This is a genomic window from Thermosphaera sp., from assembly GCA_038827615.1.
GTDB lineage: Archaea > Thermoproteota > Thermoprotei_A > Sulfolobales > Desulfurococcaceae > Thermosphaera.
The window spans coordinates 420,913-446,766 of sequence record JAWBNK010000001.1 but is presented as its reverse complement, the minus strand read 5'-3'; the positions used below and the strand labels follow the sequence as shown (position 1 = coordinate 446,766).

Sequence of the window (25,854 nt, the reverse complement as noted above, 5' to 3'; positions counted from 1 at the left end):
TTATAGGATATATGTCCCATTTGTTTCTTGATATTCTCACATTAAAGGGCGTGGCACTTTTTTATCCATTTAGCAAAAGGGTTTTCTCGGCTGGCCTATGTAAAAGCAATAGTTTTCTCGCAAACCTTATCTTCGTCATGGTCTCAATAATGATCATTTTGCTCAGAGTGTATGAAATGATTGGGGAAAAGATTTTTTCTTTAATACTAGGATTTTTGCCTTGAAGAAATGATCCTAGATGATAGGAGAGCTAGGCCAACGGATATTATTACCAATCCAATGTACCCTACCGTTATAAAGGTGTAAGCTTCGTTTCTGAGTTCTTCAGCCTTTTTAAGCTCGTCTTCTATTGAAAGGATCCTTGTTGATAAACCGGCATTAATGGATTGACACTCGCCTAGCCGAGACTGAAGATTCGTCAATGTTGCATTTAACTCATTGATTCGAAGTTGTAACTCGGTTATTGTTGCATTCATCTCGTCAATGGTTTTCTCCTTGATGCTTATCAAGTTGGTCAATGTGCCGATGCTGGGGTTGAAGCCCTGCGATAACATGAAAATATATTCTATAATATCAGATGTGTCTAAACCAGCACCGTTTGCCAGGTTGACAGTGCTTCGAGGAGTGAAAAATATGAGTCCATCGCCGACCCCTTCTACCCACGGAGTGGCGATCTCTAAATATGTTTCATGATTAAGATTAATTAACGTGAAATTGAGGTACGGCTCTTGAGAGAGAAATGTGTAGAGATCGTTGATCCTTCCTGTTACATTTAAAAATCCTCTTGTTATCCTGTTGCCCGGGAAGTTATCCATAGGTTCCCCTATCAGCTGGAAGGGGTTCACCAACACTACAGTTGAACCGGGTTTTCCTGATAAGTATTGCGATATAATACGGCTCAACGAATCGCTGATCAATTTGGCGGCTTCACTCTTGTTGACGCGACTGTCGATATTGTTAATGAAACGGTAGTAAGGATAGTATAAGATATGGACCTTCGCGCTAGACCTTGATAGGGCTGTGGTAACTGTTTTTTCGAAAGCCAGCACAGACTCGTTGATCCACCATTTCACTGCGTCGTCAGGGGTTAGTTGAGACATTATTTCCTCACGGTACAAGAACCAAAATGGGAGAGTGCCGGTGAACTCTCCCAACCCTGGAGATTGCCAGCCAAGAGAGGATATTGTACCAGGGAAGAAGACTGTTGCACTCGTCTGATTTATGTCTACGAGGTAAAACTTAATATAGTAAGTTCCATTCTTCAAAACACTGTTATCATTGACAGCAACTCTTGCCTCGGAAGAGACCTTAGTAGTCACATTGATGTTCAGTGTCACATTATACGAGTTAAGGAATATTCTCAGTAAATCATCCTGAAGTGTGAAAGTAAGAGTCGTGTTCAAAATCTCCCATTCGAGTGTCCCGTTTATCTCCACGGTGAATATGCAGGGAGGTATCGTTCTATTTAAAGAATCATAGGCCGGATTAAAGGCATATGGATGTTTAACGGGGTCTACTATTAAGACGTTTAAAAGGCTTACATTGCCCCATAAATCAAGCAGCTGACTCTGATTAACACTATTATACCACGATATGACTTCCCCCTTCATTGAAGCAAATACCTCGTTTATTGGAATCACATCATAATATTGTTTGTTGTGCGTGAATAACTGATATAAGAATAAATCGTAATCATATGGGGGTAATGGATGGAGTTTTGACAGCCCATAATCACTTATGTTTAATTTGTTCGCGAGATAAGATGCTTCTTCCCAACTAATTCCAGGCGATATAATAACAAGAATCTCACTGCTTGGTGTGGAATCCGTTATAATAGGAGCAGACAAAACGTACAATGTGATCAAAATGATGGCGGTTTTCCATGAATCCCTAGACATAATCTCACCTTGTTAAAAAAGTTATTTCGGGCTGAGTTTAAAAGTATATAATTCTCGATGATATTTTTAAGTAGTATGATGTTGTTTTCAACATAAATTGTGGTGAGTAGGATACTTGATTAACGAGCTTATTACACATGGGTTTAAGCCTCGACCCACCGGCTCCGAGATATTGTTCTCCACGCTTGACGACCTATATAAAACCGCTCTCTCTCAAGAAGAAAAATTATTCGCTAAAAAAATCTTGGAAACTTATGAGAGGATAACTACTGATAGGCCAGCTTCAGCTGGCATATTAAATGTATTGAGAAACATCATTGAGTCGTTTCTCGCAAATGGGCTAAACGGGATCGCCTCAACAATAAACGAATTGAAAACAAGTTACGATAAAGCTCTGTGGGCTGCCTCAGAGGTAGCGTGTAAAAGAGTTTCTAAAGGAGATAAGTTGATGACGAATAGCAACAGTTTGGCTATTAGAAGATTTTTCACAAGACTTAAAGAAGAAAATATTGATGTAGAAGTGTATGTTCCAGAATCAAGGCCTGGGCTTGAAGGAATTTTACTAGCTGAGTTTCTCGAAACCCTAGGCTTTTCGGTCAATATAATCGTTGATTCGGCAATTAGGTATTTCATGAAAAATATTGACAAAGTCTTCCTTGGAGCTGAGGCAGTTGCAGCCAATGGGGCAACTGTGAGTAAGGCTGGTTCCAGCTTAATGGCACTAGTGGCTAAGGAGGCAAGGGTGAGGGTTTACGTGATCGCCCCGTTAATCAAATTTAGCTTTGAATCCATTTACGGCGAAATGATCAAGTTGCCAGAAGGTGGCTGGGAGCTACTGATGAGCGAAGAAGTTCGCAGAACCCTTCCCGAGAACTACGTTGCAAGAGCTCCTATATACGACGTAACCCCTCCCGAGTATGTGGATGCTGTGGCAACCGAGTATGGCATATTTTCACCTCAAGCCATACCTATCTTATTGAGAGAAGTATACGGGTCATACCCGCCGAGCATCACGCCTTTATCTAAACTAGTAAAAAGATTGAAGGAGGTGTACAATCTTTGACCGGAGACTCGGTTCCGCCAAGGGTGCTTGAAATAGCCAATGGAATCAAAACAATGCAAATAAGGGGGGCAGGGAAAATCGCCAGATCTGCCGCAGAAGCGCTTAAAATAGCTGCCTTAGAATATAATGGTGAGGAAAACATCACGTTGTTTAAAAAATATATAGGAAGAATAGCTGACATTCTCCTAGCGACCCGCCCGACTGCTGTCAGCCTCCCCAACGCTGTGATGTATGTCCTCAACGGGCTTTACAAGTCTAATCCGAACACGCTAGATGAAGCTGTCAAAGCGGTAGTATCAACAGCTGAAAGGTTCATCGAGGAGAGCATAAACGCTGTTAAACTAATAAGCGAGGCAGCGGCAAAAAGGATCAAAGAAGGTTCAGTAGTTTTAACACACTGCCACAGTTCCGTGGCAGTTAGCGCGATCACAGAGGCATATAAAATGGGGAGGGTAGTGAAAGTATATAGTACTGAGACACGCCCCTTCTATCAGGGAAGAATAACCGCGAGACAATTGTTGGAAAACGGTGTTCCCGTCGTTCAAATCCCCGACAGCGCCGTAAGATACATCATGCACGAAATAGACCACGTAATTATTGGAGCCGACACTGTAGCAAGCAATGGTGCAGTCGTGAATAAAATAGGGACAAGCCAAGTAGCCCTAGCCGCAAAGGAGGCTAGAGTTAGAGTTTATGTCGTAGCCGAGACGTACAAGTTTTCCCCGACCACGTTAATCGGTGAACCCGTTCCAATCGAGTTTAGAGAGGCAACGGAGGTCGTCCCCGAGTCATGGTATAGATTACATTCAAAGATTAGGGTGTTAAATCCATCATTCGATGTGACGCCCCCAGAGTATATTGATGCGATCATAACAGAGATAGGTGTAATTCCACCTCAAGCGGCTATCCTGGTATTAATGGAGAGGATGGGGTGGGCCTTAGATAAGATTAAACAAGGGGGATTGACAAAGATTAGATTTGAAGATATCTCGGAGTAGGGGGTTTATGCAAGAGGAAATGAACAAGTTAAAAAGTGAGATAATAAATTTGATCGACGACTCCACTATCCCCGTAGTAAAAGAAGCTTTTTACTCTAATCAAGAAGTGGAAAATATAATGGAAAGATTATACAAGGAATGGGAGAAAAACGGAAACAAGGGGATTCCATTAGACTATGCCACACACGAAGAACTAATCATCTTACATAGGATCGCCAAACAAGTAGTTGACTCACCTTATGAAGAATTGTCAAGGACGTATATTAGAAAAGCAATGGGTCTCAATGAAGCCGGAAAGGAGAAGAGGAGATTTTGGAGAAGACTATTTAAAAAAGATTAATCCAATAACTTTGTTAATGGGGTGAACCTTGTCGAACACTGATCTAAGAGAGAAAATAGTGAGAGTACTAGAGAGTATTGTAGACCCCGAGATCGGGATAGATGTATACAATCTGGGTTTGATATATAATATCGAAATAGTTGATGAGAAAAGGGTAAAAATAGACATGAGTTTAACAACGATGTTTTGTCCTTTAGCCTCGACTCTGCCGCTAATGGTTATAGATCAGTTGAAAGAGGCTTTAAATCTCGATGCCGACATCAACATAGTCTACGACCCACCTTGGACGCCTTTGAGAATGACTCCAAAGGGGCGGGAAATGTTCAAGGAGAGGTTTGGTTACGATATCGTAGAACAATATGAAGCGTCTATTAATCCTAGACAAGAGTAGAGTAAGAGGCACTCTTTTTTATATTTGAGGAAGCATTCTATGAAATAGTGAAAGATAGGTGGTATGATTGTCGTGGAGTATACTGACACTGCTCCGTGAAAACCCGGATGAGTTAAAAAATCACGTGAAAAAGCGATACATGGAACCATCCATCGTTGACGAAGCCTATAGGCTAGACATGGAGTGGAGAAAGCTTCTAACTGAGGTACAAGAAGTAAGACACCAACACAATGTAATAAGTAGGGAGATATCTAAAGCCCCTCCCGAGAGGAAAGAGGAGTTGTTGAAAGAGGCGAAGAATCTTCTATCTCAATTAGAGATCTTAGAAGCCAAGCTAAAAGAGCTTGAAACTCGCAGGGAAGAGGTTTTATGGCGGTTACCAAACATCGTCCATGAAACCGTGCCGATAGGTCCTGACGACACATTCAACGAACCAATTAGGTTCTGGGGTAGACCCAAAGTTTGGAGGGGCTTTATCGACCAGTTCAAGGAGCAAACCGAAAAATATGGTTTCAAAGTGGATTTCGAGATAATCGACTGGAAGCCCGTTGGACATGCTGACATGTTGGAGAATGTGTTAAAGCTTGGAGATACTGTGAAGGCTGGGGAGGTTGCTGGAAGCCGGTTCTATTATCTTTTCAACGACCTAGTGTTTCTAGACATGGCTCTTCTGATGTACGCCATAGACTATTTAACGAGTAAAGGATTCACACTCGTCCTTCCCCCATATATGCTACGCCACGATGTTATGTCGGGGGTTATCGACCTCTCAACATTTAGAGATGCTATCTATAAGATTGAGAATGAGGACTTGTACTTGATTGCAACGGCCGAACACTCGCTAGCCGCACTCCATTACAATGAAGACTTAGAGGAGGAGTCGCTCCCCTTAAAGTACGCAGGAGTAAGTCCATGCTTCAGAAAGGAGGCAGGAGCTGGTAGCAGGGATTTAAAGGGAATATTCCGAGTTCACCAATTCCATAAGGTGGAGCAATACGTGTATGCCAAGCCCGAAGAGAGCTGGGAATTGATGGAGGAGTTAATAGGAAACGCTGAAGAATTGTTTAAAGGGTTGGAGCTTCCATTTAGGGTAGTTAATATAGCAAGCGGAGACCTGGGAGCTCCTGCTGCGAAAAAATACGACCTCGAGACCTGGATGCCGGCCCAGGGCCTGTTTAGAGAGATGGTCAGCTGTAGCAATACGACGGATTGGCAGTCATATAGGCTTAAGACGAGGCTGATTAGGAGAAAAGGAATGGTTAAAGAGTATGTTCACACATTGAACAGTACAGCCATAGCAAGTACGAGAGCGATTACGGCTATTCTTGAAAACCATCAGCTTGAAGATGGAACCGTCTACATACCCAAGGCCTTGAGAAAGTATTTGGAAATATTTAGGGCGGCCCCGAAAGACTATATACATCCTGTTAAAAAAGAAAAAGCCAGCTAAAACCGGTTTTTGTCTCCTATTCACCCTGTGGTTTAAAAAATTGATCATGGGTGATTATTCTACGGGTGCTTTCATGGAGCAAGAGTTCCCGGAGGTAGCAAAAGTCATCGTGGAAATCTATCTCGACTTTAGCGAAGAAAGCGATAAGGCCCTTAAAACACTTCTATCAGTAGCGGAGGAATTATTAGACGAGCATATATGGGTTGATGTCATTCCCCATCACGTATGGTTCACCGATCCCCTAGAGGCTGAGGTCATGGATCTTCCAAAAATCATAATAAATGGAAAAATACGGTTCATCGGAAAAGCTCCCGACAGAGCGGAGATAATATCAGCTATTCGCGAAAGGATTGGAATGCCTGCGATTAAGAGCGAGGAAATCGAGATCGAAACAGCAAGGTATTTTGATGGGGGTTTTAGAGAGGTAGCCTTTGCATCCTCATGAGGATTCACTAGTTTTGCTTTTGAAGATTTATAAGGGATGAAAAACAAATTTTATATTGCAGAGCCACCCACTGCCGTGGGATGCGAAAAATACGCAACATACCAGCATGTATTTGAATTGATATTTGGTATACAGGATTTTTAGCCATCTCACTGAGTGAGTATACAATAAATAATATCAAAACTTTAGCACAACTTTAGACAGTATTTTCAACCGGGCAGTGGGTGGCGATGAAGCCTTTTTTCAAGCCATACCTCTGTTTCCTCAATACTTTTGTATGCCGACTCTGTTACATTGTTCAACTTTGTAAAATACGCTACAAGAGTTCCGAGGAAAAAGTCTCCCGCGCCGGTTGCATCTTTAACAACTTTTCCTTTATGTGGTATTTTTAACACCTTTCCATCAGAGATTATGGTGACGTCTCCCGGACCATTAGTTATTACTAGTGCTTTTCCACGCGAAAATTTTGTCAATTTCTCTATTATTTCATTAAATGAGAAATTGTTGATCAACGCTCTTGCCTCATCAACATCCATGTGAAGAATCTCAATTTCCTTTAATACTTCAATTAATAACGGTCCGGGTTTCAATACTATGGAATCTCCTTGCTTCATTCGTATGAAACCCTGAATATCTCCCGCCAGAATCGATGATTTAACTGCAAGTCTTTTAACCAAATTTACAGATATTTCTTGAAGAACGGGGTTAACTATGGCAATACAATCTTCTTCATGAATACAGTGATCATACAATTGAGGAGCTGTTCTAATAACCTTAAAATACCTAGACCCTCTCGAATCATACATAAGATAGAATATGTTATAATCGCTTGAGTACTGGAGTGGTTTAACATATTTGTAAACTGGATGGTCTATAATTGGATGCGATACTATAGAATAGATTTCAACCTCAAATCCACGCATCAATAATGGTAGACTGGAGTAAAAAACCCCTCCTCCATATTGCCAACGCTTTTTCAGCTGATCGTTGATTAAATCAAGAGTAGGGTTCCCATACAAGCAGAATCTCTCAGTCAGTCGTCTTCTCACCCATTCGTTTTCGTATCTCCTCAATTTTCGCCGCCAGGCCTCTTCCATGAAACACCCGTATATGCTCGATGAGATCATCAATCGAGAAGAAAAACGATAACTCTCCTCTAGTATCGGAGTGGTGTGTATTTTTCGAGTTACATGTCGCGTCTGCATTTAAACAAATCGGGCAAGCTATGAGACCTGTGACTTTGTCCCTACATGTCGTTATAATTATTCCATTACTTTCAAATCTCATGGGCTCCCATCTGGGCTCCCATGTATACGCCATTATTCTTCAACCCCGTTTAACATGATTCATTGTAATTTCGGCAAGATCACCGAATTATCGAAATCCTCAAGATTGAAGGAATTTGTCTCCAGTTTCTTTACATCGTATTTTTTAACGTATTTTAGAAAATCTTCAACTGGTCTAATCGGCAGATTTAATCCTTTAATCCAATAATGGATAGGGAGCACGTTTCTAGGCTCAACGGCTTCTATTATTTCCCATGCTTCGCTAGGCTCAATAGTATAAAACCCGCCTACCGGGATCATTAAAATGTCGGCACCATGAAGCTTCGATAAAAGCTCCGCGGGCGGCTTATCCCCTATATCGCCCATGTGAACAATGCGTTTGTTCCGCAATTCAACCATGTAGACTGTGTTAATCCCCCTTCTTTTACCGGCTACTTTATCATGAAATGATTCGAACCCGTAGATAATTAAATCATCTATTACTGCCTGACCGATAAATTCTTTGAATACTCTGGTATCTTTTTCGCTGACTACTTCAACCGCATTGTGATCAAAATGGTTATGTGTAACTAGGACTAAGTTGGCTTTCACGTTGGGTTTTTTCAAGCCAATGCTTCCACCGTCATGAGGGTCGAATACTAGAGTATACTTATTGGGTGTTTCTACAGAGACGCACGCATGACCATGCCAAGTAATCTTCATTCATCTCACAATCTAGAGTTATATTTTCAATCTTATATATCGTTTTTAACTTGGAGATGATTATGAACATCTATGACGTGATTGGTTTCATAGGTGTTTTCATCGTATTTGTTCCCCAGACCTTATTTTTCTTATCACACGCATTTTTCTACGCTTTATCGAGAAAGTACAAGTCAGCCCAAGAATACATAGGAGAGGTTTACAACAGAACTGTTAGCTTCATTACTCCTGTGAGGAACGAACCACTAGAGTATGTTGAAGGTCTCCTCGACTATGTGAGCAAGCTGGGTCTTCCTAATTATGAAATCATAATTGTATCTGATGATGAGGAGGAGACTAAAAACAAATTACTCGAGAAGGTCTCAAATTGGAGGAACATGGGATATAACGTGTGGTTCGTATGGAGGGCTAAGCCCATTGGATACAAGTCCGGCGCATTAAATGTTGGCTTATATGCTTCTAAAGGAGACTTCGTGTTCCCCCTAGACGTTGATTGTCGTCCTGAGAAATGCCTCATAGGGAAGGGAATTGGTATAATGTTGAAAGACCCCAGAGTAGCAGGTGTCGTGGGGCGATGGGAACCTATAGATATCACAGAGAGACTTGCTCAGGCCGTTGGCCTAGCAATGAAGACGATGGTTGAAATCTTGTTTAAGGGGAGAAGCGTGCTGGGGTTGAGCGTTTTTCCACTTGGGACGGGGACTGTTTTCAACTCGGAGATTCTAAAGAAAGAAGTGAAGGGCTGGGATCCTGCGAGAATACAAGACGATATGGAGATAGGGTGCAGGCTGATGAGCAGAAGATTCAGGATCATGTATTTAGACGGATGTAAAGCTTATGTTGAGGTACCCAATACTTACAAGGGTCTTAGAATCCAACAGGCTCGTTGGGCCTACGGGGCAACCGATGTATTCATTTCAAGATTTAAGGAAATAGTCAAATCACCACAGAGGGTTATCGGTAAGATCGAGGCTTCAATGTTTCTTCTCCAATACCTCCCAGCAATGCTGGCTTTTTTGGGAACAGGGATGTTAGCGCTAATATCAATTTTATCAGGTACTGAGTACTTAGGGAGACACTACTACATTTTGATTCTGTGGTTGACTGCAGAATCCGTATACGCGGCCATTCTCTATCATGAAATCAGAGATATTGTTAGAAACTCGTGGAAAACGATCGTAAATCTTGGCCGGAACGCTGCTATCGTGACTGCTTTAACTCCTCACCTCTCCTGGAGCATGATTCAAGCGTTTGCCCGCGTAAAGATAACGTATAAGAGAACACCGAAGGGCCGCTTTGAATATTTAGCCTTTACTCGCAGAGTTCCTACTGAATTCTTAACTGGACTACTATTCCTAGCGTTGAGTATCATTCTTTTCGCGAAGGAATTGACTCTTACAGGTATATGGGTGTTGATGCAATCTCTAGGCTTTCTATATGTAACCTTTAGATGGCCCAACGACGTCTTTAGAAAGTAGGGTGTTGAGAATTAAAAAGTGTTTTCACCATCTATCCCCGTGGGTAGAGGCTTGATTAGAGTTTTAAGCGAAGATTTCACAAGCAAAGAAGTATTTCAAATGCTACTCCCTTTCATCGCCGATTGGTTTAAAGAGAGTTATGGAGACTTCACACCGGTTCAACGTAAGACCATTCCACTCGTAAAAAAGGGGGGCAACATATTAGTCTCCAGCCCCACCGGCACAGGTAAAACCCTAGCTGTTTTTCTCGGCATCATTGACAACCTATACAGAATCTATTTATCCGAAGGGAGATTGCCAGAAGGGGTCCTGGTCATTTACGTGAGTCCGCTGAGAGCTTTGAATAACGATATGAAGAAAAATTTAATTGATCCGGTCCAGGGTATAATAGATAAGGCCGAAAACTACGGAATTAAGCTTCCCGAGATAAAAATAGGCGTGAGGACTAGCGATACTCATCCTTCAGAGAAGCAGAAGATGCTGAAGAATCCTCCGCATATTCTGATTACCACTCCCGAAAGCCTAGCGATAGCTTTAAACGCTCCCAGATTCAGGGAAAAATTGAAAAACGTAAGGACAATAGTAATTGATGAAATACACGAGCTTGCATCAAGCAAGAGAGGCAGTCATCTATCATTGAGCGTTGAGCGGCTTGAAAATCTCGTTGGAGAAAAAATTCAGAGAATAGGGCTCAGCGCAACTATATCCCCGTTAGAAGAAGTTGCATTATTTCTCGTAGGGTACAAAGACGATGAAAATCCTAGAGAGTGTACCATAATAGATGCAAGATTCGACAAGAAGATCGATATAAGGGTAGTGGTGCCTGTAAAGGATTTGATTCATGCAAGCGCGGAAGAATTGAACGAGGCAATTTACAAAGAATTGATTAGGACAATAAGAAAACATAAAACAACACTTGTATTCACAAACACGAGAAGCGCTACAGAAAGAGTTGTGTTCAAACTAAAGAAGACCATGGAGAACAACAAGGTAATTGACATAGATGATGTCGAGGCACATCACAGTAGTCTAAGCAGAGACGTAAGGCTAGACATTGAGAATAAATTGAAAAATGGTAGATTGAAGGCTGTTGTAAGCTCAACCTCGTTAGAACTAGGAATTGATATCGGTTATATTGATGTCGTAGTGCTACTGAGCAGCCCTAAAAGTGTTACGAGACTTCTACAGAGAGTGGGGAGGGCTGGTCACCATATTCGAGAAGTCAGCAAGGGAAGATTGATCGTCGTTGACAGGGATGACCTGGTCGAGTGTACGGTGTTGGCTAAGTTGGCCTTAGAGAGAAAAATAGATAGAATAAGGATTCCTAAAAACCCGCTCGATGTGTTAGCACAACACATTGTTGGCCTCTCACTGGAAAACAAGTGGAGAATTGAGGATGCTTTCAAGCTTGTCAAGCGTTCGTATAGCTTCCATACCTTGGATTACAACGATTTTATAAGTGTTGTGAAATATCTGGCCGGAGAATTGGGAGATTTCTACGAGTATCAAAGAGTTTACTCAAAGATATGGTTTGATGAGAAAGAAGGTGTGTTCGGACGCAAGAAGACTTCGCGGATGATATACTATCAAAACTTGGGGGTGATTCCGGATGAGTCCAAAGCACACGTTTTCACAACTGACGGAAAATATGTGGGGGACTTGGAGGAGGCTTTTGTAGAGTATTTGGTACCCGGCGACCTATTCGTTCTCGGAGGAAGAGTATACGAATACCTTGAAAGTAAAGGATTCAAAGTGAAAGTTCGCCCGGCAGATGGGCAAAGGCCGACTGTTCCAAGCTGGTTTAGCGAAATGCTTCCTTTGGCATATGACTCAGCCATTGAAGTTGGCAAGTTCAGGCGACAGGTCTCCGAACTAATAGATGCACTTGGCAAGGAGAAAGTTGTAGAATACATTATGAAACACTATCATTTAACAAGGAAGGCCGCTGAAACCATATACGACTACATTAAGATGCAAAAGCTCTACACTAAAGCACCAGTTCCTTCAGACAAGAACATCCTTATTGAGATCTACGATGAGTCAGACAGGAGAAACGTTATTGTACACTCAATGTTCGGCAGGAAAGCTAACGACGCATTATCGAGAATCTACGCCTACTACATTGGAAAAGCGCTGAGAGTAAACATCAAGCTTACAGTAACAGATACAGGGTTCATGCTAACACTTCCCGGTCACCCATATCTGGACTGGAGAGAAGTGTTGATAAACATACCTGCAGATCAGACCAGCTTGTTCGATATCCTAATCTCGATCGTCAGGAAAACAGAATTAATCAAAAGAAGGTTTAGACACGTTGCTTTAAGAAGTTTCATGCTCCTAAGAAGGTATAGGGATTCCGAGAAGAGCCTCACAAAGCTACAGGTAAATGCTGAAGAATTGCTTAAGGCAGTCGAGGAGATCGAGAATTTCCCTGTCCTGAAGGAAACATATAGGGAAATATTGATGGATTACATGCATCTAGATGAGGCTGTCGACATACTAAAGAAGATCAAGTCCAACGAGATAGAGGTGAACTTAATAGGGCCTTTCGACGTCCCCTCACCCTTTGCACACAATATAGTAGTCCATGGTTACAGTGATGTGGTTTTAATGGAAGACTTTAGAAAAATGCTGATGAGGCTTCACGAGAAAGTCGTCGAGAAATTAAGGTCTAGTGTAAGTAATAATTTTAAGGATACTGCTTCTCTTCGCCAGGAGTCTTAGAGGGTTTTTCAGCCTTTCTCAATAGATTCTCAAGCTCTTCTTCTTTCAACTCAAATACGGATTCGGCAATAAATTTAACATACTCATCGCCAGGAGTGGCCTTAGGAAATCCTATCCTGATCGCTAACGCTTTCTTCAGAGCTTCCTTGTATTCCTTCGATTTCACCTCTCCTTTAAAGATCATCTCTGCTAATTTGAACGCAATAAAGAATTTGACATATTTGTAAACTGTTGATTCCTCCTCGGGAACAGCTTCCCTCGTCTTGTGGAGTATTTTTGCAAATTCCTCCTCGTTCAAGAATCCCAGAATGAATTTCGTAAGGGGGACTCTTAACATGCGAGCTATAGTATTACTATCAATCACTCCCGTTATTGAGTTCTCTTTTAAAATCTTCCGGGCTACTTCATAATCATTCTTTAAGATATAGTCTATAGCTCTCTCGTAAGCCTCTTCAAGATAAAATATCCTCTCGAAAAGATCCGAATATTCTTCATGAAGGTTTAGACCATACTTTCCAACGACATATATCGTGGCTAGCTCTTTATCATAAATATCTGGTGGAAACGCCTTGCCCCTTATCGGTTGAAGCCCTTGTTTTTCATACGTTTTCCTCAACAATTCTATCGCCTCACTCCTAGTTATCTCCCTCCCTCGTTTGATTACTTCGCTTAAAATGTTTACGGCCACTTGAATTCTTTTCTTATAAGGAGTTCTCTCCCTCACTTAACCCACCTTTCCCAGCTCTCTCTTCAAAAACCTCTTAAGCTTCAAATCCAAGCTCGTTACCCCAGAGTAAACTCTCACTTTAGATCCATCCAAACTAATCTTGATTTTAACATTCCTAATATTCGAAATATTTTTTTCCATTTTAATAACAATTACGACGTTCTTATCCCCTATTTTCACAATCGTCGAACTTACTCTTCCGTAATAATCATTAAGCATCTGATTGATTCTCGACACGATTCGTGATAAAACTTCACTTTTCAACAAAATCCCCAATATTCTTCCATAAGGGTTTTAACCGAAGCATGCCTAGATTCTCCGCTATCTCAATTAACCACCCAGAGACTAATCGTGCTATCTCTCTTTTACAATACTCCTGGGAGACCTCGATTTTGAAATAGATTCGACAAGCATCTCTAGCAGGTATTTCGGATATCTTTCCAACATATTTTTTCTCAAAGTAATCCATAATATCCGAGAGGGTTAACTCATCGCCGGATTTGAGAAGTGCTTCCAACTCCTTTAAATCATCAGTTGATGGTATAGGGTCACATTGTTGACCAGTGTACTCTTTGCACAGCTTATAGTACTCCAGAAGAAGTTGGTAAGAACTTACCACTCTCCCAGACGCCATAAATAACTCGGTTGCCAAGAAATCACCGTTGTTCTAATATTACTTCTTCGATCAGTTTCCTTACTTTTTCCCTATATTTTTCATCGAGCATCTTGTAAAGCAAGCGTAAAGCGGAAACCAGATCGCTAATGATTATACTATATACTTTCTCTTCCTCGTACGGGGCCAGTATACTCAGTGCTTTTAAAATCACTTCATCACTAGGATGGGTCTCTCTCTTCATATATTTCCTTATCGCAGTAGATGTTACACCTAATTCTTTGGCGAGATCTGTTAAACTCCTTGTAGATATTAGAGTTTCAATTATCCTGAATCTTGCATCTTTGCTGAGCCAGTGTACAGGAATCCCTGGCGCATCATTCTCCATATTGAAATCATCAACATCGATATACCTAGTCAATCAGCAACCCTCGAACAAAAACTATATTGCTCTTCTGGACTATTTATATGTTAAATCAGCATTAAGAAGCATGGTGAGCCACGATTGAAACAGAGAGCAATAGTTTTCGATGGTACTTTGAATTTGATTGAGCGCCCTGCAATAGTTTTGAACCCAGGGTTTATTCTGGTTAAGCCTCTCGAAGTCTATCTGGGTTTTATCGAGAAATTATTAACAAGTGGTTCCATTCCCTTAAGCACTCCCATAATACCGGGTTCTATGGGAATTGCCAAGGTCATAGAAGCTTATAACGGAGACTCAAGCATTATCGGTAAATTAGTTGTAATATCTCCATTCAATGCTGAGAAGTTTCTGGGTTTAGAACGGGACGGATTGTTATCTAATTACGCAGTTATCCCCTCTAACTATATTCATAGTGTGGTGGAGAGGCCGGGACCATATTACGTAATGACTCCTTTGATCCACCACGCATTAGAGATCGCTGAAAAAATACGCGAAACACCTCTTATTCTTGGATGTGAGCTACTTTCGTTATTTGTGGGATTATACTCTAGGGAGAAAGGCTTCGAACCAGACTTTATATGTGAAGGCGATTCAAGAGACATTCATAGATTTAATTTCAAAGTATTAAAATCAATAAGCGAAGTACCCAGCAGGATGAATACACTAGTTATTACAACATACAATCCTATTCTAACCTCAAACATTGTAGATAAGACTAACCCAGAGCACATAGTAATTTCCCCGTTCTCCTTTACATCTCTGCTAAAGCTTCCGCTAAAGGATAGAGTGATAATAGAAAGAGTAAATAAGTTTCAAACAATGCATCCGGTTGATGTTGGCAAAGCAGTGCAGTTAATCAGAAACTACGTTAGAACTGTTGAAGTGGATGATGTTGAAAAAACTAGAGGGCTTTTCCCGCCTCGCGGACTGGGCGTTATCGTCAAATACTCTAAACTACTTCAAACTCTCCTTAATGAATGAGGCCAGTCTTGAAATACCCTCTTCTATCTGTTCTTCACTCGGATAGCTGAAGTTCAGTCTCATACTATTTCTACCCGTACCATCAGGGTGAAAACTTCCCCCGGGAACATATGCTACTTTGTACTGCATTAAGGCTTTTTCAAGCAGTACGTCAGAGTAAAATTTGTCGGTTTTAACATATGTGAACACGAACAAGCCTCCCACCGGCTTATAGTATTGGACAAGTTCGCCCATTTCATCATCGATCGCCTTTACCATGACGTCCCTTTTCCTCCGGTAGCGTGGGACCGCTTTGTTCACAGTTTCTATTATAATTCCTCTTTTAACGGCCTCAGCGACTATATATTGGTTTAAAGTGGGAGAGTGTAAATCCACATACTGTTTGATTAATTCAAATTTGCGAATTAGTTCGTGATTTGCTATTATCCATCCAATCCTTAATCCCGGAGCCAATATCTTGCTGACCGTGCTCATGTATATTACTCTACCCTCACTATCCATACTTTTCAGAGAGGAAACCTCCACGTTCGGCTCGAATATTATATAGCTATACGGATCGTCTTCTACAATCAATAAATCATATTTAGAGGCTATTTCGAGCAAGTGTTTCTTTCTATCTTTATCCATGGTAGTGCCAGCAGGGTTCTGGCCCACTGGTATAACATAAATGAATTTCACTCTCTCTCTTCTCTCGGCTAGTTCTTTGAGTTTCTTTTCTAATGAATCGGTTTTAATTCCCTTCTCATCTATGGGGATGCCCACGATTTTTGCACCAGAGTTTTTAAAAGCTCCAAGGGCGGCAAGATAAGTAGGGTTCTCCGTTATGATTGTGTCACCAGGGTCGATCAGTGCCCTTGCAATGATATCTAGAGCGGATTGGCTTCCAGTGGTTATGATGATGTCCTCGGCATCTGCACTGATATACCTGTATCTCCATACGAAGTCGCTCAAGGTTTCCCTGACTTCAATGATACCTTTTGTTTCACTATACTGAAGCGCGCTATCCCCGTATGTTTCAATAACATATTTCGATATTTCAGCCAGTTTCTCTTTCGGAAATGTTGCTGGGTCTGGAATGCCTCCGGCAAAGCTAACTATGTCTTTTCTCTCGCGAATTAAGGCAAGCAATTCTCTTATCTCTGATGCTTTAATTTTTTTAGCTAGTTCACTATAATATTTCGTATAATCAAGCAAAGCCGCTTCCCCGGTGGATATATATCAGTAAATAGAATATAAACTTTTAGGTAGTTGAAAATGGAACTCAATATAATATATAAAAATCCTTTAAAAGTTGCCTCAAGAATAGCCTATGTTTACCCAAGTTTATATGAAATCATGCATTCAAGTTTAGTTGTTGACTTAATATATTTTTATTTGAACGCTAAACAAGAGATCTACGTGGAAAGATTCTGCAGTAAACGATTGAGAGGAGCTGAGGAGCCCCCGCGTTCTTTGGAAACGAGATCTCCATTAAAGGATTTCGATCTAGTTGTTACATCAATTCACTATGAACCAGATATTGTTAACTTGGTAAGACTTCTGAAAGCGGGTGGTTTAAGCCCTTTTAGACAAACCCGTTCAATACCAGTAATAGCCGGCGGGCCAGTTGTAATGGAAAACCCCATACCATACTCAGATATTATAGATGCTTTCATAATAGGCGAGGTAGAAACCACTATTTTTAAAATCGTTGAAAAATGGCTTGAATTCAAAGATAATAAAAAAGTCTTTTTAGAGGAATTGAGCAAGTTTGATTTCGTTTATGTTCCAGGCATCAGCGATAAAGAGGTTTTCAAGGCTTTTCCGGAGGACTTGAATAGGGCTTTTTACCCTGTAAGGCAAATCGTCAACACTGATGTTGAACCCGTTTTTGGAAAAGGTTTCAAGCTTGAAGTAAATAGGGGTTGTCAATTCTTTTGTTCCTTCTGCATGGAGTCGAGAGTGATGTCGCCGTATAGGGAAAGAAGTTTATCAACCTTAAAGGACTTGATCGAGAAGCATCTTGAAATAAATCCTTATGAAAAACGTGTAGTAATGTACTCATTATCTTTTCCAATTATAAGGGATCATGTGAGATTTCTTGAATTCCTTGAGGAAAATCAATTGATTGCTACACTACCATCGATCAGACTCAACCAGGTGAATCAGGACTTACTCGATATATTGAAAAATCTTGGGCAGAACACTCTAACGATAGCCCCAGAATCCTTTGCTTTTCTCAGTCAGAAGTTGTTCTTCAAATATATCAAACCATGCGAATGGTTCCAGGAAAAAATCACTTCAATCTTGGATAGAGGATTCAATTTGAAAATCTACCTTATATACGGGGCTCCGTGGGATTCGCTTGACCTAGTTAGAGAAAATATCGAATGTATCAAATCCATATTCAAAGAAGCTAAGAAAAGGCGTAGAAAGATAGTTATATCTTTGAATCCACTGATAGCTAAACCCCATACTCCGTTTCAACACCTTGGAATTCTATCTTCTGAGAAGTTGAGGAGTATTCTCAAAATCTATATGGAAAATCTAAGAGGATCAATAGAGGGTAGGCTTTATGACATTGATTGGGCTACCGTCCAGGTTTTTCTCGCACTATCCGAGCAGCCGTTGGGAGATTTAATCGTTTCATGGGCCGAGAGTGGGGGTGGCTTGTCCAGTTTCAAAAAAATATTGAAGAATTATAAGAATTATAAGACTAGTTTAAAAAGGGTCTTCGTTGGATATGGGATAGATGAAGAACTCCCCTGGGGCTTCATAAGGCTTCCCGGGCAGGCGGAAACCGTTACCAGGACTCAAGCAAGAATTATTCTCTCCTTTATTAGTAGAGAGAGAAAGGCTAATAAAGAGTAAGCGCTGATTATTAATGGCAAGTCCCTTGGTTTCTTTACTTGAAGCAAGTTAAGTATTTCATCCGTGAAAAGATTTCGGTGAGGCTGAATGAAATAGATGATGATGGTTAGCTGAATTTGAAGGAAAGAGTCCCGACCGGGAAAAATGTCTGTGTGTTCTATACGGCTAGATGATGCCAAGATGGCTGGAATTTCAAGTAACGAATATATCTCGGATAAAAAAATTTCATTGTAAATTTTCAGAAGATAGTTTACACGTGGCATGGACGTTGCAATATCTTTGTTTAAACCTTTTGAGTCTATAAATAACTCCAAATCCACCCTGGTCTTCTTCAGCCCTGGAAATACTTCTTTCAAAAACGCCACTTCAGGTGATCCAATAGGCTCTTCGCGAGATGTTGCAATGATTTCTTGCGCTTCAAGAGCTTTCACGGCACTGTGAATCTCACCCATGTATTTTCCCAATATCCATGTTACGAGTAAGTGGGGTTCAATGATTCCATCACTTGTCTTTATCTTTACTCTTCCTAAGTACCCAACGGGCTTTTCGACCGAACCTAAAGGTTTCAGTAAGAAATACTCTTTATTTTCCGCAAAATCCGTAATAGTGGAGGATATAGAGGGGAGTGAAATTCCATAAACATCCTCTAGGATCTTTCTTCGGAGAAAAGCCTTCAGATTTTCATTAATGTCCAGCTCATCGATTTTCTCAAATGGCTTCGGCGACTTTATGATCTCTTTCATAATTGATGGTATGTCATACATCAATTTTCTTCAACACCGGTCTATAGGCAATGCCATAGTTTATCAAGCCACTCTCACCATCTTCACTAATTCTTCTCAGAACAGGTTCCATCTCTAGACCACTCTTAAGTTCCTCCGGTAGGATATCGGTGAGGGGGGCGAGAATCCGAGCCTTGTGCTTCTCAGTCTCGAGTATGCCTAAAATGGTTGGCCTAGCCTCTTCAAATCCATCCATGGCACTGTATATAATTGTCCACGTTATCAAACGCGCATTCTCGTTTATCAGTTCTACTAACTCAATGTTCTTGGAACCACAGAATCTACATAACTCAGATGGAGGGTATCCTGTTCTTCCACAGTCTTTGCAAAGCGTGGCCCTTAATCTATACCTGTCAAGACGCGTTCTCCATGTCGGGGGGATAGTTATCTTCATAAGTTCTTCACCCTTTTATCCTGTCAATTAACCTTCTGTTCTTCGCATAAAAAGCATAATCAACAATATGTTTTCTCTTTAGATAGTCCTCAACAGTTGGTGCTTTTTCACGACGCGTCAATACTTCTTCCGTCACGAGAATGCTGAAGGCATCACTACCAGCTCCGCTCCCAAAAGGTGCCAATAGGATTCTTTGACCGGGTTTAGCGTTGTCCAAAACCTTCGACAATCCAATCAGAGCGGATGAATTGTAACTATTCCCAATATATGGTGTAACTAGCCCTGGAACTATCTTCTCCTTGGGGAATCCCAGCATACGTCCGACTCTTAATGGAAAAGTACCATTGGGCTGGTGAAATACTGCATAATCGAAGTCTTCAGGTTTCAAACCTGTTTTCGCGAACAACCCCTTGACCGAGTTAACTATGTGGTGGAAATACGCGGGTTCACCCGTAAACGCCTCGCCGTGAAGTGGGTAATGCGCGTGTGCTCTTCTCCAGAAATCGGGAGTATCCGTTACGTAAGTATAGCTTGCCTCGAAAACTGCGGCCGCACCATCTTTAGGCCCCACAATTAAGGCCGTTGCAGCAGAGGAGGCTGTAAATTCGAGAACATCTCCTGGATTGGCTTGAGCTGTGTCAGAACCTATGATCAATGCATATTTGATCATCCCGGAAGCAACAACACCGATGCTCACTCGTAGGGCTTCGCTAGCAGCCCTGCATGCAAATTCCCAATCAGTAGCCATGGTGTCCGGAGTAATTCCGAGCGCCTCTGCGATTATTGTAGCAGAGGGCTTGACAGCGTAGGGCTTGCTCTCCGTTCCAAACCATACTGCCCCTATTTCACGAGGATTGATGCCAGCCCTCTTTAATGCGTTCCGAGCAGCCTCCCATCCCATCGTAATGGAATCCTCATCTCCTCCTGCAACGCTCTTCTCACTAACGTTTAACTCCTCCGGCTCTTTGGGATTAAAACCCCAAACCCTTACTATCTCGGAGAGAGGAAGTCGCCATCGAGGTATGTAGGATCCCCATCCGATGATACCGGTTTTTTCCTCTGGAAGCATAAAGATTACACCTTATGATAGGTTAACGATTGTTTTGGAATAAAATCCTTATCTTTTCCTACTGCTTTGCATACAGCCAACACGCAACATAGTGCTTATTCTCTACTTCAATAAGAGGTGGTTCTTGCTTCGTGCATAACTCCTTAAGATGCGGGTTTTTGTCAAGAGCTACACATCTTGGATGGAATCTACACCCAGGAGGAACATTTATTGGAGAAGGAACTTCTCCTTTGATGGGAATCTCGCGTATTCTTAATCTCCGAGATGGATCCGCCTCCGGTATAGCCTCGACGAGCGCTTGGGTGTATGGATGTAACGGGTTTTCGATGACCCTGCGGGCATCACCGAGTTCTACGATCTTTCCTAAATACATCACTGCAATCCTATTCGATATATATCTCGCAACCGCTAAATCGTGAGTTATAAATAAGTACGTTAACCCTAGCTTATTCTTCAACTCCATCATTAACTGTAATATTTCAGCTCTGATGGAAACGTCTAGCATTGACACAGGTTCGTCGGCAACTAAGAACTTTGGGTTCAGGATAAGGGCTCTTGCTATCACAATTCTCTGTCTCTGACCGCCGGATAACATGTGAGGATATCTATACATGAACTCGTCTGGAGGGGTAAGCTTAACAGCTTCTAGTGCTCTAGCGATCACATCATACCTGTCTTCTTTGCTCATTCCAATATCGTGTATGGCTAGAGGTTCTTCGAGAATCTCGTATATTGTTCTCCTCGGGTTTAAGCTACCGTAGGGGTCTTGCCAAATCATTTGAATTTCCTTCCTAATCGGTTTGTAACTCCTTAAAGGTATTGCTCCGATATTGACGTGACCGTATTTTGTTATCCTTGTCGCGTTAGCAATGCTTCCCAACTCCTCCATGATTTCTTTAGAAAGCTTGTAGCCTATTACCCCATCTGTAGGGGTGTGTAGTCTAATGATCATCTTTCCGGTCGTTGTTTTACCACATCCCGACTCGCCAGCTAAAGCAAATATCTCACCAGATTTTATGTCAAACGAGATCCCGTCGACCGCCTTTAAAACGGCTTTAGGGGCCCCTTTCAACACGTCTATGAATGTTCTTCTAACAGGGAAGTACATCTTGAGATTCCTGGCAAACAATATAGTATCATTGGTTACCTCTGGTTGATAAATGGACTCCCCACTCATTCAAATCACCCCTTCACGTATAACCAGCATGCAACCTTGTGGCCAGGCTCCACCTCCACAATTGGGGGTTCTTCCTTACATCGTGAATGAGCATAAGGACATCTCGGCTCGAACCTACAGCCCGGTGGCGGATTTGACAGGTCGGGTGGTACTCCTGGAATCCACGTTAAATCTCTTATCTCACCATGAAGCCTTGGAATACTACTCAATAACCCTTTCGTATATGGATGTTGAGGATTATTGTAGACCTGTTCCGAAGATCCGTACTCAACTATCTTGCCCCCGTACATTATTGCTATTTTATCCGCAATCTCCGCTATCAAACTTAGGTCGTGGGAGATAAGGATAATTGAAATACCGAGATCTTTCCGAAGCTGTTTTAGGAGATTCATAATCTGAGCTTGAACCACCACATCCAGAGCTGTGGTCGGCTCATCTGCTATCACGAGGGGCGGCATTAATGCTAATGCCATCGCGATTACTACTCTCTGCTTCATGCCACCACTTAGCTCGTGAGGATAACTCTTTATTCTGCTGGGGTCTATCCCAACCATTTTCAAAAGCTTCTGGGCCATCTCCAAAGCTTCCTTTTTCGTATAGTTTTGATGGAGCATTAAGACCTCCGCTAGCTGGTCTCCTACACTATACACAGGATTCAACGCGTTCATCGCTCCTTGGAAAACCATTGAAATACCCTTCCATCGCACCTGCTTTCTAAATTCTTCTTCACTTAATTTCGTCACATCCTTGCCCTGGAAAATGATCTCTCCGCTGACCAGCTTGCCTGGCGGTGGAACAAGCCTCATCAAAGAATAGGCAAGGGTGCTTTTCCCGCATCCAGATTCTCCAGCAATCCCTAGCGTCTCACCCTTGTAGAGCTCGAAAGAAACATTGTCTACAGCTCTGACTACACCCTTAGCCGTGTAAAAATACGTCTTTAAACCTCTCGCCTCTAATAGTTTCTCTGGCAAACACAAGGCACCTCTATATTAATCAGGGAGCACATTATAATAAAAAGCGCGTCGGTTTTAAATATTTTTCTAAAAAGAATTATTCCCGTGAACAGGGATATGGGGTTTCTGCAAGAGATAGGAAAATTTGGGTCCAAACCGGTTTACTACCTGCCGCCAGGACTCCCAGGACTAGGCCACATAGCCTTCGGAGTGATCGATAGAGGTACTAATGTGATTCAAGTTCGGCCAACTACAATCTGCCCCATGAATTGCGCGTTTTGTAGCGTTGATGCAGGTCTATACTCTAGTTATAGGGGGGCTGAATTCATCGCTGACCCAGAAGTTATATTAAAGTCCCTTAATGAAGTTGCTTCCGTCAAGACTGCTCCTATCGAAGTATTAATAGATACAGTGGGTGAAGGATTGACTTATCCATTTATCTATGACCTTGTGAAATCTTTAAAAAACCACCCAAAAGTTAAGAGCGTGGCTTTAGAAACCCACGGTGCTCCTTTATCTGAAAAGACTATCAATAAGCTGTGGGATTCCGGATTGGATCGAGTTAACCTAAGCTTCGATACATTTAGCATTGAAAAAGCGAGAATCCTTTATGGGCTACAATCATACAATCCGCTGAGAGTTGCAAAATTAGCAGAATATATAACAAAAGAAACAAGCATCGACCTTCATGTTACCCCCCTCTGGCTTCCAGGATGGAATGACGAAGAGATCGAGAAAATACTAGAGTGGGCTTTGAATATAGGAGCTGGTAAAAAGTGGCCTCCCGTCACTGTTCAAAAATTTAACGAGCATAAATACGGGAGAAACAGACTGCGTATTAAACCGGTGTCTTGGGCACAGTTTTTCAACTGGCTTGAGAGTCTAGAAAGAAGAACTGGAATACGAGTCAAGTGGACCATGAAAGAATGGGGCATGGTCTACGATAATAAAATCCCGATTGTTTACAAAAAAGGAGATATCGTGGGAGCTGAAACTATAGCGAAAGGTTGGCTAAAGGGAGAATTAATTGGTATAACCTTGGGAAGGCATAAACGTTTGATTACTATGATTCCTGGGAAAAACGTTTATATAAAAGTTGGAGCAAGATACGCGGTTAAAATAATAGAAGACAAGGACGGAATATATGTTGGAAAAATAGTTGAGAAGATTTAAAGGGTCCTTAGCCTTGGTTCCACAATTTTCTCAACGGCCAATCCGAGCAGTATGAAAGCTAGCGACGTTAATGACAACATAATTCCGGGCGGTAAAATCCACCACCATATGTCGTATCTACCAGTGTCTCTAGCTCTGGATAGTATAGCACCCCAGGTTGGCCAACCATGCCTGATGCCTAGTACGCTTAAGCCCGCCTCACTCAATATGGCTCCTGGTACGCTCGCTACTAGAGAGGCGCTAGCATACATGGCAACCTGCGGGAATATATGCTTAAATATTATCCTCGAATTACTCGCGCCCAATGCCTTTGCAGCATCAATGTATGGCTCCTCCTTTATCGAGAGTGTCATAGCTCGCACCGTTATTGCTAGACCGCCCCATCCAAACACTATAAGCACACCTATGATGGTTAGAATGGTCATTAAAGCCCTAACTTCTGTTCCATAAGCAGCATACTGGGTCTGTGCAATCTGAGCCAAGATAATCAGTATTGGTAATGTTGGTATGTTCCCTATGATATCCGCCAATCTCTGGATTACCTCATCTATGAAACCCCCGTAGTATCCGCTGGTTATTCCCGCAAATACTCCGAGAAATGTCGTGATAATCGCCGTAGTTAATCCTATGGCTAAAGCTATTGGTGTTCCATATATTAACACCTGGTATAGGTCTCTCCCTAGGTCATCGGTTCCTAACATTCCATACGCGTTTCCTTTTACGATAATTCTAACCTCACTTGCAGGTATCGATACTACATCCCTTAACTCCTCCTTCGCCGTGTATGTTATAATAACGTTAAACTCGTATCTTCCAGTTAGCGGTGTCGACGTTATCTTAATTTCATAAAACGCGTCCGTAGTGTATAATTGCTCAATATATCTATTTATTGATCGAATAATGCTCTCTAAATCACTTAACTGTTTTGAATCTAATAGGAGGTCTGCAAAAGCGATTTTCCATGTCTGAGTTAAATTAGCGCTCACTCTCTCCAGTGTTGCGAGATACTCTGTTAATGTCTTGTCTCCTTCCAACAAAGAATCAAGGGAGTTCTTGCTTTCTATTAATCTCTCTTTTACCATAGCTACTTGGTCATTATCGATTTCTATTTGAGATATTAATGTCTCCAGAGAGGCCGATATGCTTTGAACCATTGGGGTTTGATCTCTCTTGGTAACGGTTATTGATGGAACCCCAAAGACGAGTGCGGACCTTTTTAATCTGACTTCATCTCTCAAGCGGCTAATAATGATTGACTCCCCGATCCTCTGAAGAGTGACATTGTTTCCTACAATATCTACTGGAATCGAAAAGTTGTAATATGAGACCAGTGAACTGGATATCCTCCATAAATCGTAGATATCTGGCTTTGTATCCCTAGTAGCTACGAATCCTATGGTCTCATTGCCTCCAACAACTATATCTGATTCGAACATATCTATTAATGATCCGTCAGGCCTCTTTATGTATAAATAGACGTGTGGAACGTAAATAGTTCCTGATATATTTGCTATCTTCAATCCCGTGAGTTTCAATACCAGGTCCTGAGGGAATGCCGGCTGTTCCAACTTGTAGACACCAACATATCTTACAATAAATCTACCTCCTTCTACACTCAATGGCTCATCAGGCATTGTCTTGGAAATTATAGAACCTTCCGCAACGGGGAACCCAAAAGCTGATACCCAGGTTGGAGGCGCCCATTGAGGATTTTCATCCCAGTACGAAGCGCTCTCCCATCTTGCTACAAAGCCCTGCGGGAGGGCCACCATAGCATAAATAGATATGCCTATCAATGCCAACAATATCACAAGACCTACCCTACCAGTCCAATATCTCAGCAAATCCTTGATCACATTCTTCATAGGCCTGATTAACTTAAGAGATATCTTGTCAGCTAGTGTGAGTTCCTTCTTCCCTGCCATTTAAACCACCT

The 25,854-nt window shown here is 41.8% G+C and carries 25 protein-coding genes; 11 read left to right on the top strand and 14 right to left on the bottom strand.

All coding sequences use genetic code 11. The features are described from left to right. Nucleotides 1-206 precede the first annotated feature (206 nt). A complete protein-coding gene (locus QXH45_02600; GenBank protein MEM2078130.1) occupies nt 207-1,898 on the bottom strand; it encodes a hypothetical protein in 1,692 nt (563 codons plus the stop codon). A gap of 115 nt (nt 1,899-2,013) precedes the next feature. Here QXH45_02600 and QXH45_02595 point away from each other — a divergent pair, with 115 nt between their 5' ends. The 6 genes from QXH45_02595 to QXH45_02570 all read left to right on the top strand — a co-directional run bounded on the left by QXH45_02595 (nt 2,014) and on the right by QXH45_02570 (nt 6,585). Next, nucleotides 2,014-2,961 carry an initiation factor 2B gene (locus QXH45_02595; GenBank protein MEM2078129.1) on the top strand — a complete coding sequence of 316 codons (948 nt, stop codon included), beginning with the start codon at nt 2,014-2,016 and terminating at the stop codon, nt 2,959-2,961. Then, nucleotides 2,958-3,959 (top strand): ribose 1,5-bisphosphate isomerase, encoded by a 1,002-nt coding sequence (locus QXH45_02590; GenBank protein MEM2078128.1) that lies wholly within the window; start codon nt 2,958-2,960, stop codon nt 3,957-3,959. The genes QXH45_02595 and QXH45_02590 overlap by 4 nt, the downstream gene beginning before the upstream one ends. Nucleotides 3,960-3,978: 19 nt before the next feature. Further along, nucleotides 3,979-4,299, top strand: coding sequence for a hypothetical protein (locus QXH45_02585; protein ID MEM2078127.1), 321 nt, complete (start codon nt 3,979-3,981; stop codon nt 4,297-4,299). Between the two features lie 28 nt (nt 4,300-4,327). Beyond that, a complete protein-coding gene (locus QXH45_02580; protein ID MEM2078126.1) occupies nt 4,328-4,690 on the top strand; it encodes a metal-sulfur cluster assembly factor in 363 nt (120 codons plus the stop codon). Nucleotides 4,691-4,757: 67 nt separating this feature from the next. After that, nucleotides 4,758-6,140 carry a serine--tRNA ligase gene (gene serS, locus QXH45_02575; GenBank protein ID MEM2078125.1) on the top strand — a complete coding sequence of 461 codons (1,383 nt, stop codon included), beginning with the start codon at nt 4,758-4,760 and terminating at the stop codon, nt 6,138-6,140. Between the two features lie 46 nt (nt 6,141-6,186). Further along, nucleotides 6,187-6,585 carry a thioredoxin family protein gene (locus tag QXH45_02570; GenBank protein ID MEM2078124.1) on the top strand — a complete coding sequence of 133 codons (399 nt, stop codon included), beginning with the start codon at nt 6,187-6,189 and terminating at the stop codon, nt 6,583-6,585. Between the two features lie 209 nt (nt 6,586-6,794). Here QXH45_02570 and QXH45_02565 read toward each other — a convergent pair whose 3' ends face one another. Continuing rightward, entirely contained in the window at nt 6,795-7,682 is an 888-nt protein-coding gene (locus tag QXH45_02565) for a PfkB family carbohydrate kinase (GenBank protein ID MEM2078123.1), read from the bottom strand. Nucleotides 7,683-7,931: 249 nt separating this feature from the next. Beyond that, on the bottom strand, nt 7,932-8,573 hold the full coding sequence (locus tag QXH45_02560; GenBank protein MEM2078122.1) for an MBL fold metallo-hydrolase: 642 nt from the start codon (nt 8,571-8,573) through the stop codon (nt 7,932-7,934). 62 nt (nt 8,574-8,635) lie between these two features. Between QXH45_02560 and QXH45_02555 the strand changes: the two genes are divergently transcribed. Both QXH45_02555 and QXH45_02550 read left to right on the top strand, forming a co-directional pair. Continuing rightward, nucleotides 8,636-10,051 carry a glycosyltransferase family 2 protein gene (locus QXH45_02555; protein ID MEM2078121.1) on the top strand — a complete coding sequence of 472 codons (1,416 nt, stop codon included), beginning with the start codon at nt 8,636-8,638 and terminating at the stop codon, nt 10,049-10,051. Between the two features lie 51 nt (nt 10,052-10,102). After that, a complete protein-coding gene (locus tag QXH45_02550) occupies nt 10,103-12,775 on the top strand; it encodes an ATP-dependent helicase (protein ID MEM2078120.1) in 2,673 nt (890 codons plus the stop codon). On the opposite strand, the gene QXH45_02545 is transcribed toward QXH45_02550, so the two are convergent. Genes QXH45_02545 through QXH45_02530 form a run of 4 tightly spaced genes read right to left on the bottom strand, consistent with a single transcriptional unit; the run spans nt 12,741 to nt 14,536 of the window. Further along, nucleotides 12,741-13,499, bottom strand: a complete 759-nt coding sequence (locus QXH45_02545; GenBank protein MEM2078119.1) for a DUF2192 domain-containing protein — start codon at nt 13,497-13,499, stop codon at nt 12,741-12,743. The two genes, QXH45_02550 and QXH45_02545, sit on opposite strands and share 35 nt — an antisense overlap. After that, nucleotides 13,500-13,766, bottom strand: a complete 267-nt coding sequence (locus tag QXH45_02540; protein ID MEM2078118.1) for a hypothetical protein — start codon at nt 13,764-13,766, stop codon at nt 13,500-13,502. It lies immediately after the preceding gene. Continuing rightward, a complete protein-coding gene (locus tag QXH45_02535; protein ID MEM2078117.1) occupies nt 13,756-14,154 on the bottom strand; it encodes a hypothetical protein in 399 nt (132 codons plus the stop codon). Before QXH45_02535 ends, QXH45_02540 begins: the two co-directional genes overlap by 11 nt. Before the next feature lie 4 nt (nt 14,155-14,158). Then, the gene (locus tag QXH45_02530; GenBank protein ID MEM2078116.1) at nt 14,159-14,536 is read right to left on the bottom strand and encodes a helix-turn-helix transcriptional regulator; all 378 of its coding nucleotides are present in this window, start codon (nt 14,534-14,536) and stop codon (nt 14,159-14,161) included. Between the two features lie 84 nt (nt 14,537-14,620). Here QXH45_02530 and QXH45_02525 point away from each other — a divergent pair, with 84 nt between their 5' ends. Further along, nucleotides 14,621-15,520 carry a hypothetical protein gene (locus tag QXH45_02525; GenBank protein MEM2078115.1) on the top strand — a complete coding sequence of 300 codons (900 nt, stop codon included), beginning with the start codon at nt 14,621-14,623 and terminating at the stop codon, nt 15,518-15,520. On the opposite strand, the gene QXH45_02520 is transcribed toward QXH45_02525, so the two are convergent. Beyond that, a complete protein-coding gene (locus tag QXH45_02520; GenBank protein ID MEM2078114.1) occupies nt 15,494-16,714 on the bottom strand; it encodes a PLP-dependent aminotransferase family protein in 1,221 nt (406 codons plus the stop codon). The genes QXH45_02525 and QXH45_02520 overlap by 27 nt on opposite strands. Nucleotides 16,715-16,774: 60 nt before the next feature. On the opposite strand from QXH45_02520, the gene QXH45_02515 reads away from it, so the two are divergent. After that, complete coding sequence (locus QXH45_02515; GenBank protein MEM2078113.1) at nt 16,775-18,370, top strand: radical SAM protein; 1,596 nt, start codon at nt 16,775-16,777, stop codon at nt 18,368-18,370. Here the strand turns inward: QXH45_02515 and QXH45_02510 are convergent. From QXH45_02510 to QXH45_02490, 5 genes are read right to left on the bottom strand one after another with little or no spacing between them, the layout of a single operon-like run. Continuing rightward, nucleotides 18,313-19,137 carry a hypothetical protein gene (locus QXH45_02510; GenBank protein MEM2078112.1) on the bottom strand — a complete coding sequence of 275 codons (825 nt, stop codon included), beginning with the start codon at nt 19,135-19,137 and terminating at the stop codon, nt 18,313-18,315. The two genes, QXH45_02515 and QXH45_02510, sit on opposite strands and share 58 nt — an antisense overlap. Then, entirely contained in the window at nt 19,127-19,546 is a 420-nt protein-coding gene (locus tag QXH45_02505; GenBank protein MEM2078111.1) for a Zn-ribbon domain-containing OB-fold protein, read from the bottom strand. The genes QXH45_02510 and QXH45_02505 overlap by 11 nt, the downstream gene beginning before the upstream one ends. 7 nt (nt 19,547-19,553) lie before the next feature. Further along, on the bottom strand, nt 19,554-20,615 hold the full coding sequence (locus QXH45_02500; GenBank protein MEM2078110.1) for a hydroxymethylglutaryl-CoA synthase: 1,062 nt from the start codon (nt 20,613-20,615) through the stop codon (nt 19,554-19,556). 58 nt (nt 20,616-20,673) lie between these two features. Beyond that, a complete protein-coding gene (locus QXH45_02495; GenBank protein MEM2078109.1) occupies nt 20,674-21,792 on the bottom strand; it encodes an ABC transporter ATP-binding protein in 1,119 nt (372 codons plus the stop codon). 5 nt (nt 21,793-21,797) lie between these two features. Next, complete coding sequence (locus QXH45_02490; GenBank protein MEM2078108.1) at nt 21,798-22,763, bottom strand: ABC transporter ATP-binding protein; 966 nt, start codon at nt 22,761-22,763, stop codon at nt 21,798-21,800. Nucleotides 22,764-22,850: 87 nt separating this feature from the next. On the opposite strand from QXH45_02490, the gene QXH45_02485 reads away from it, so the two are divergent. After that, nucleotides 22,851-23,918 carry a radical SAM protein gene (locus QXH45_02485; protein MEM2078107.1) on the top strand — a complete coding sequence of 356 codons (1,068 nt, stop codon included), beginning with the start codon at nt 22,851-22,853 and terminating at the stop codon, nt 23,916-23,918. Here QXH45_02485 and QXH45_02480 read toward each other — a convergent pair. Further along, nucleotides 23,915-25,843 carry an ABC transporter permease gene (locus tag QXH45_02480; protein MEM2078106.1) on the bottom strand — a complete coding sequence of 643 codons (1,929 nt, stop codon included), beginning with the start codon at nt 25,841-25,843 and terminating at the stop codon, nt 23,915-23,917. The genes QXH45_02485 and QXH45_02480 overlap by 4 nt on opposite strands. Between the last annotated feature and the right edge of the window lie 11 nt (nt 25,844-25,854).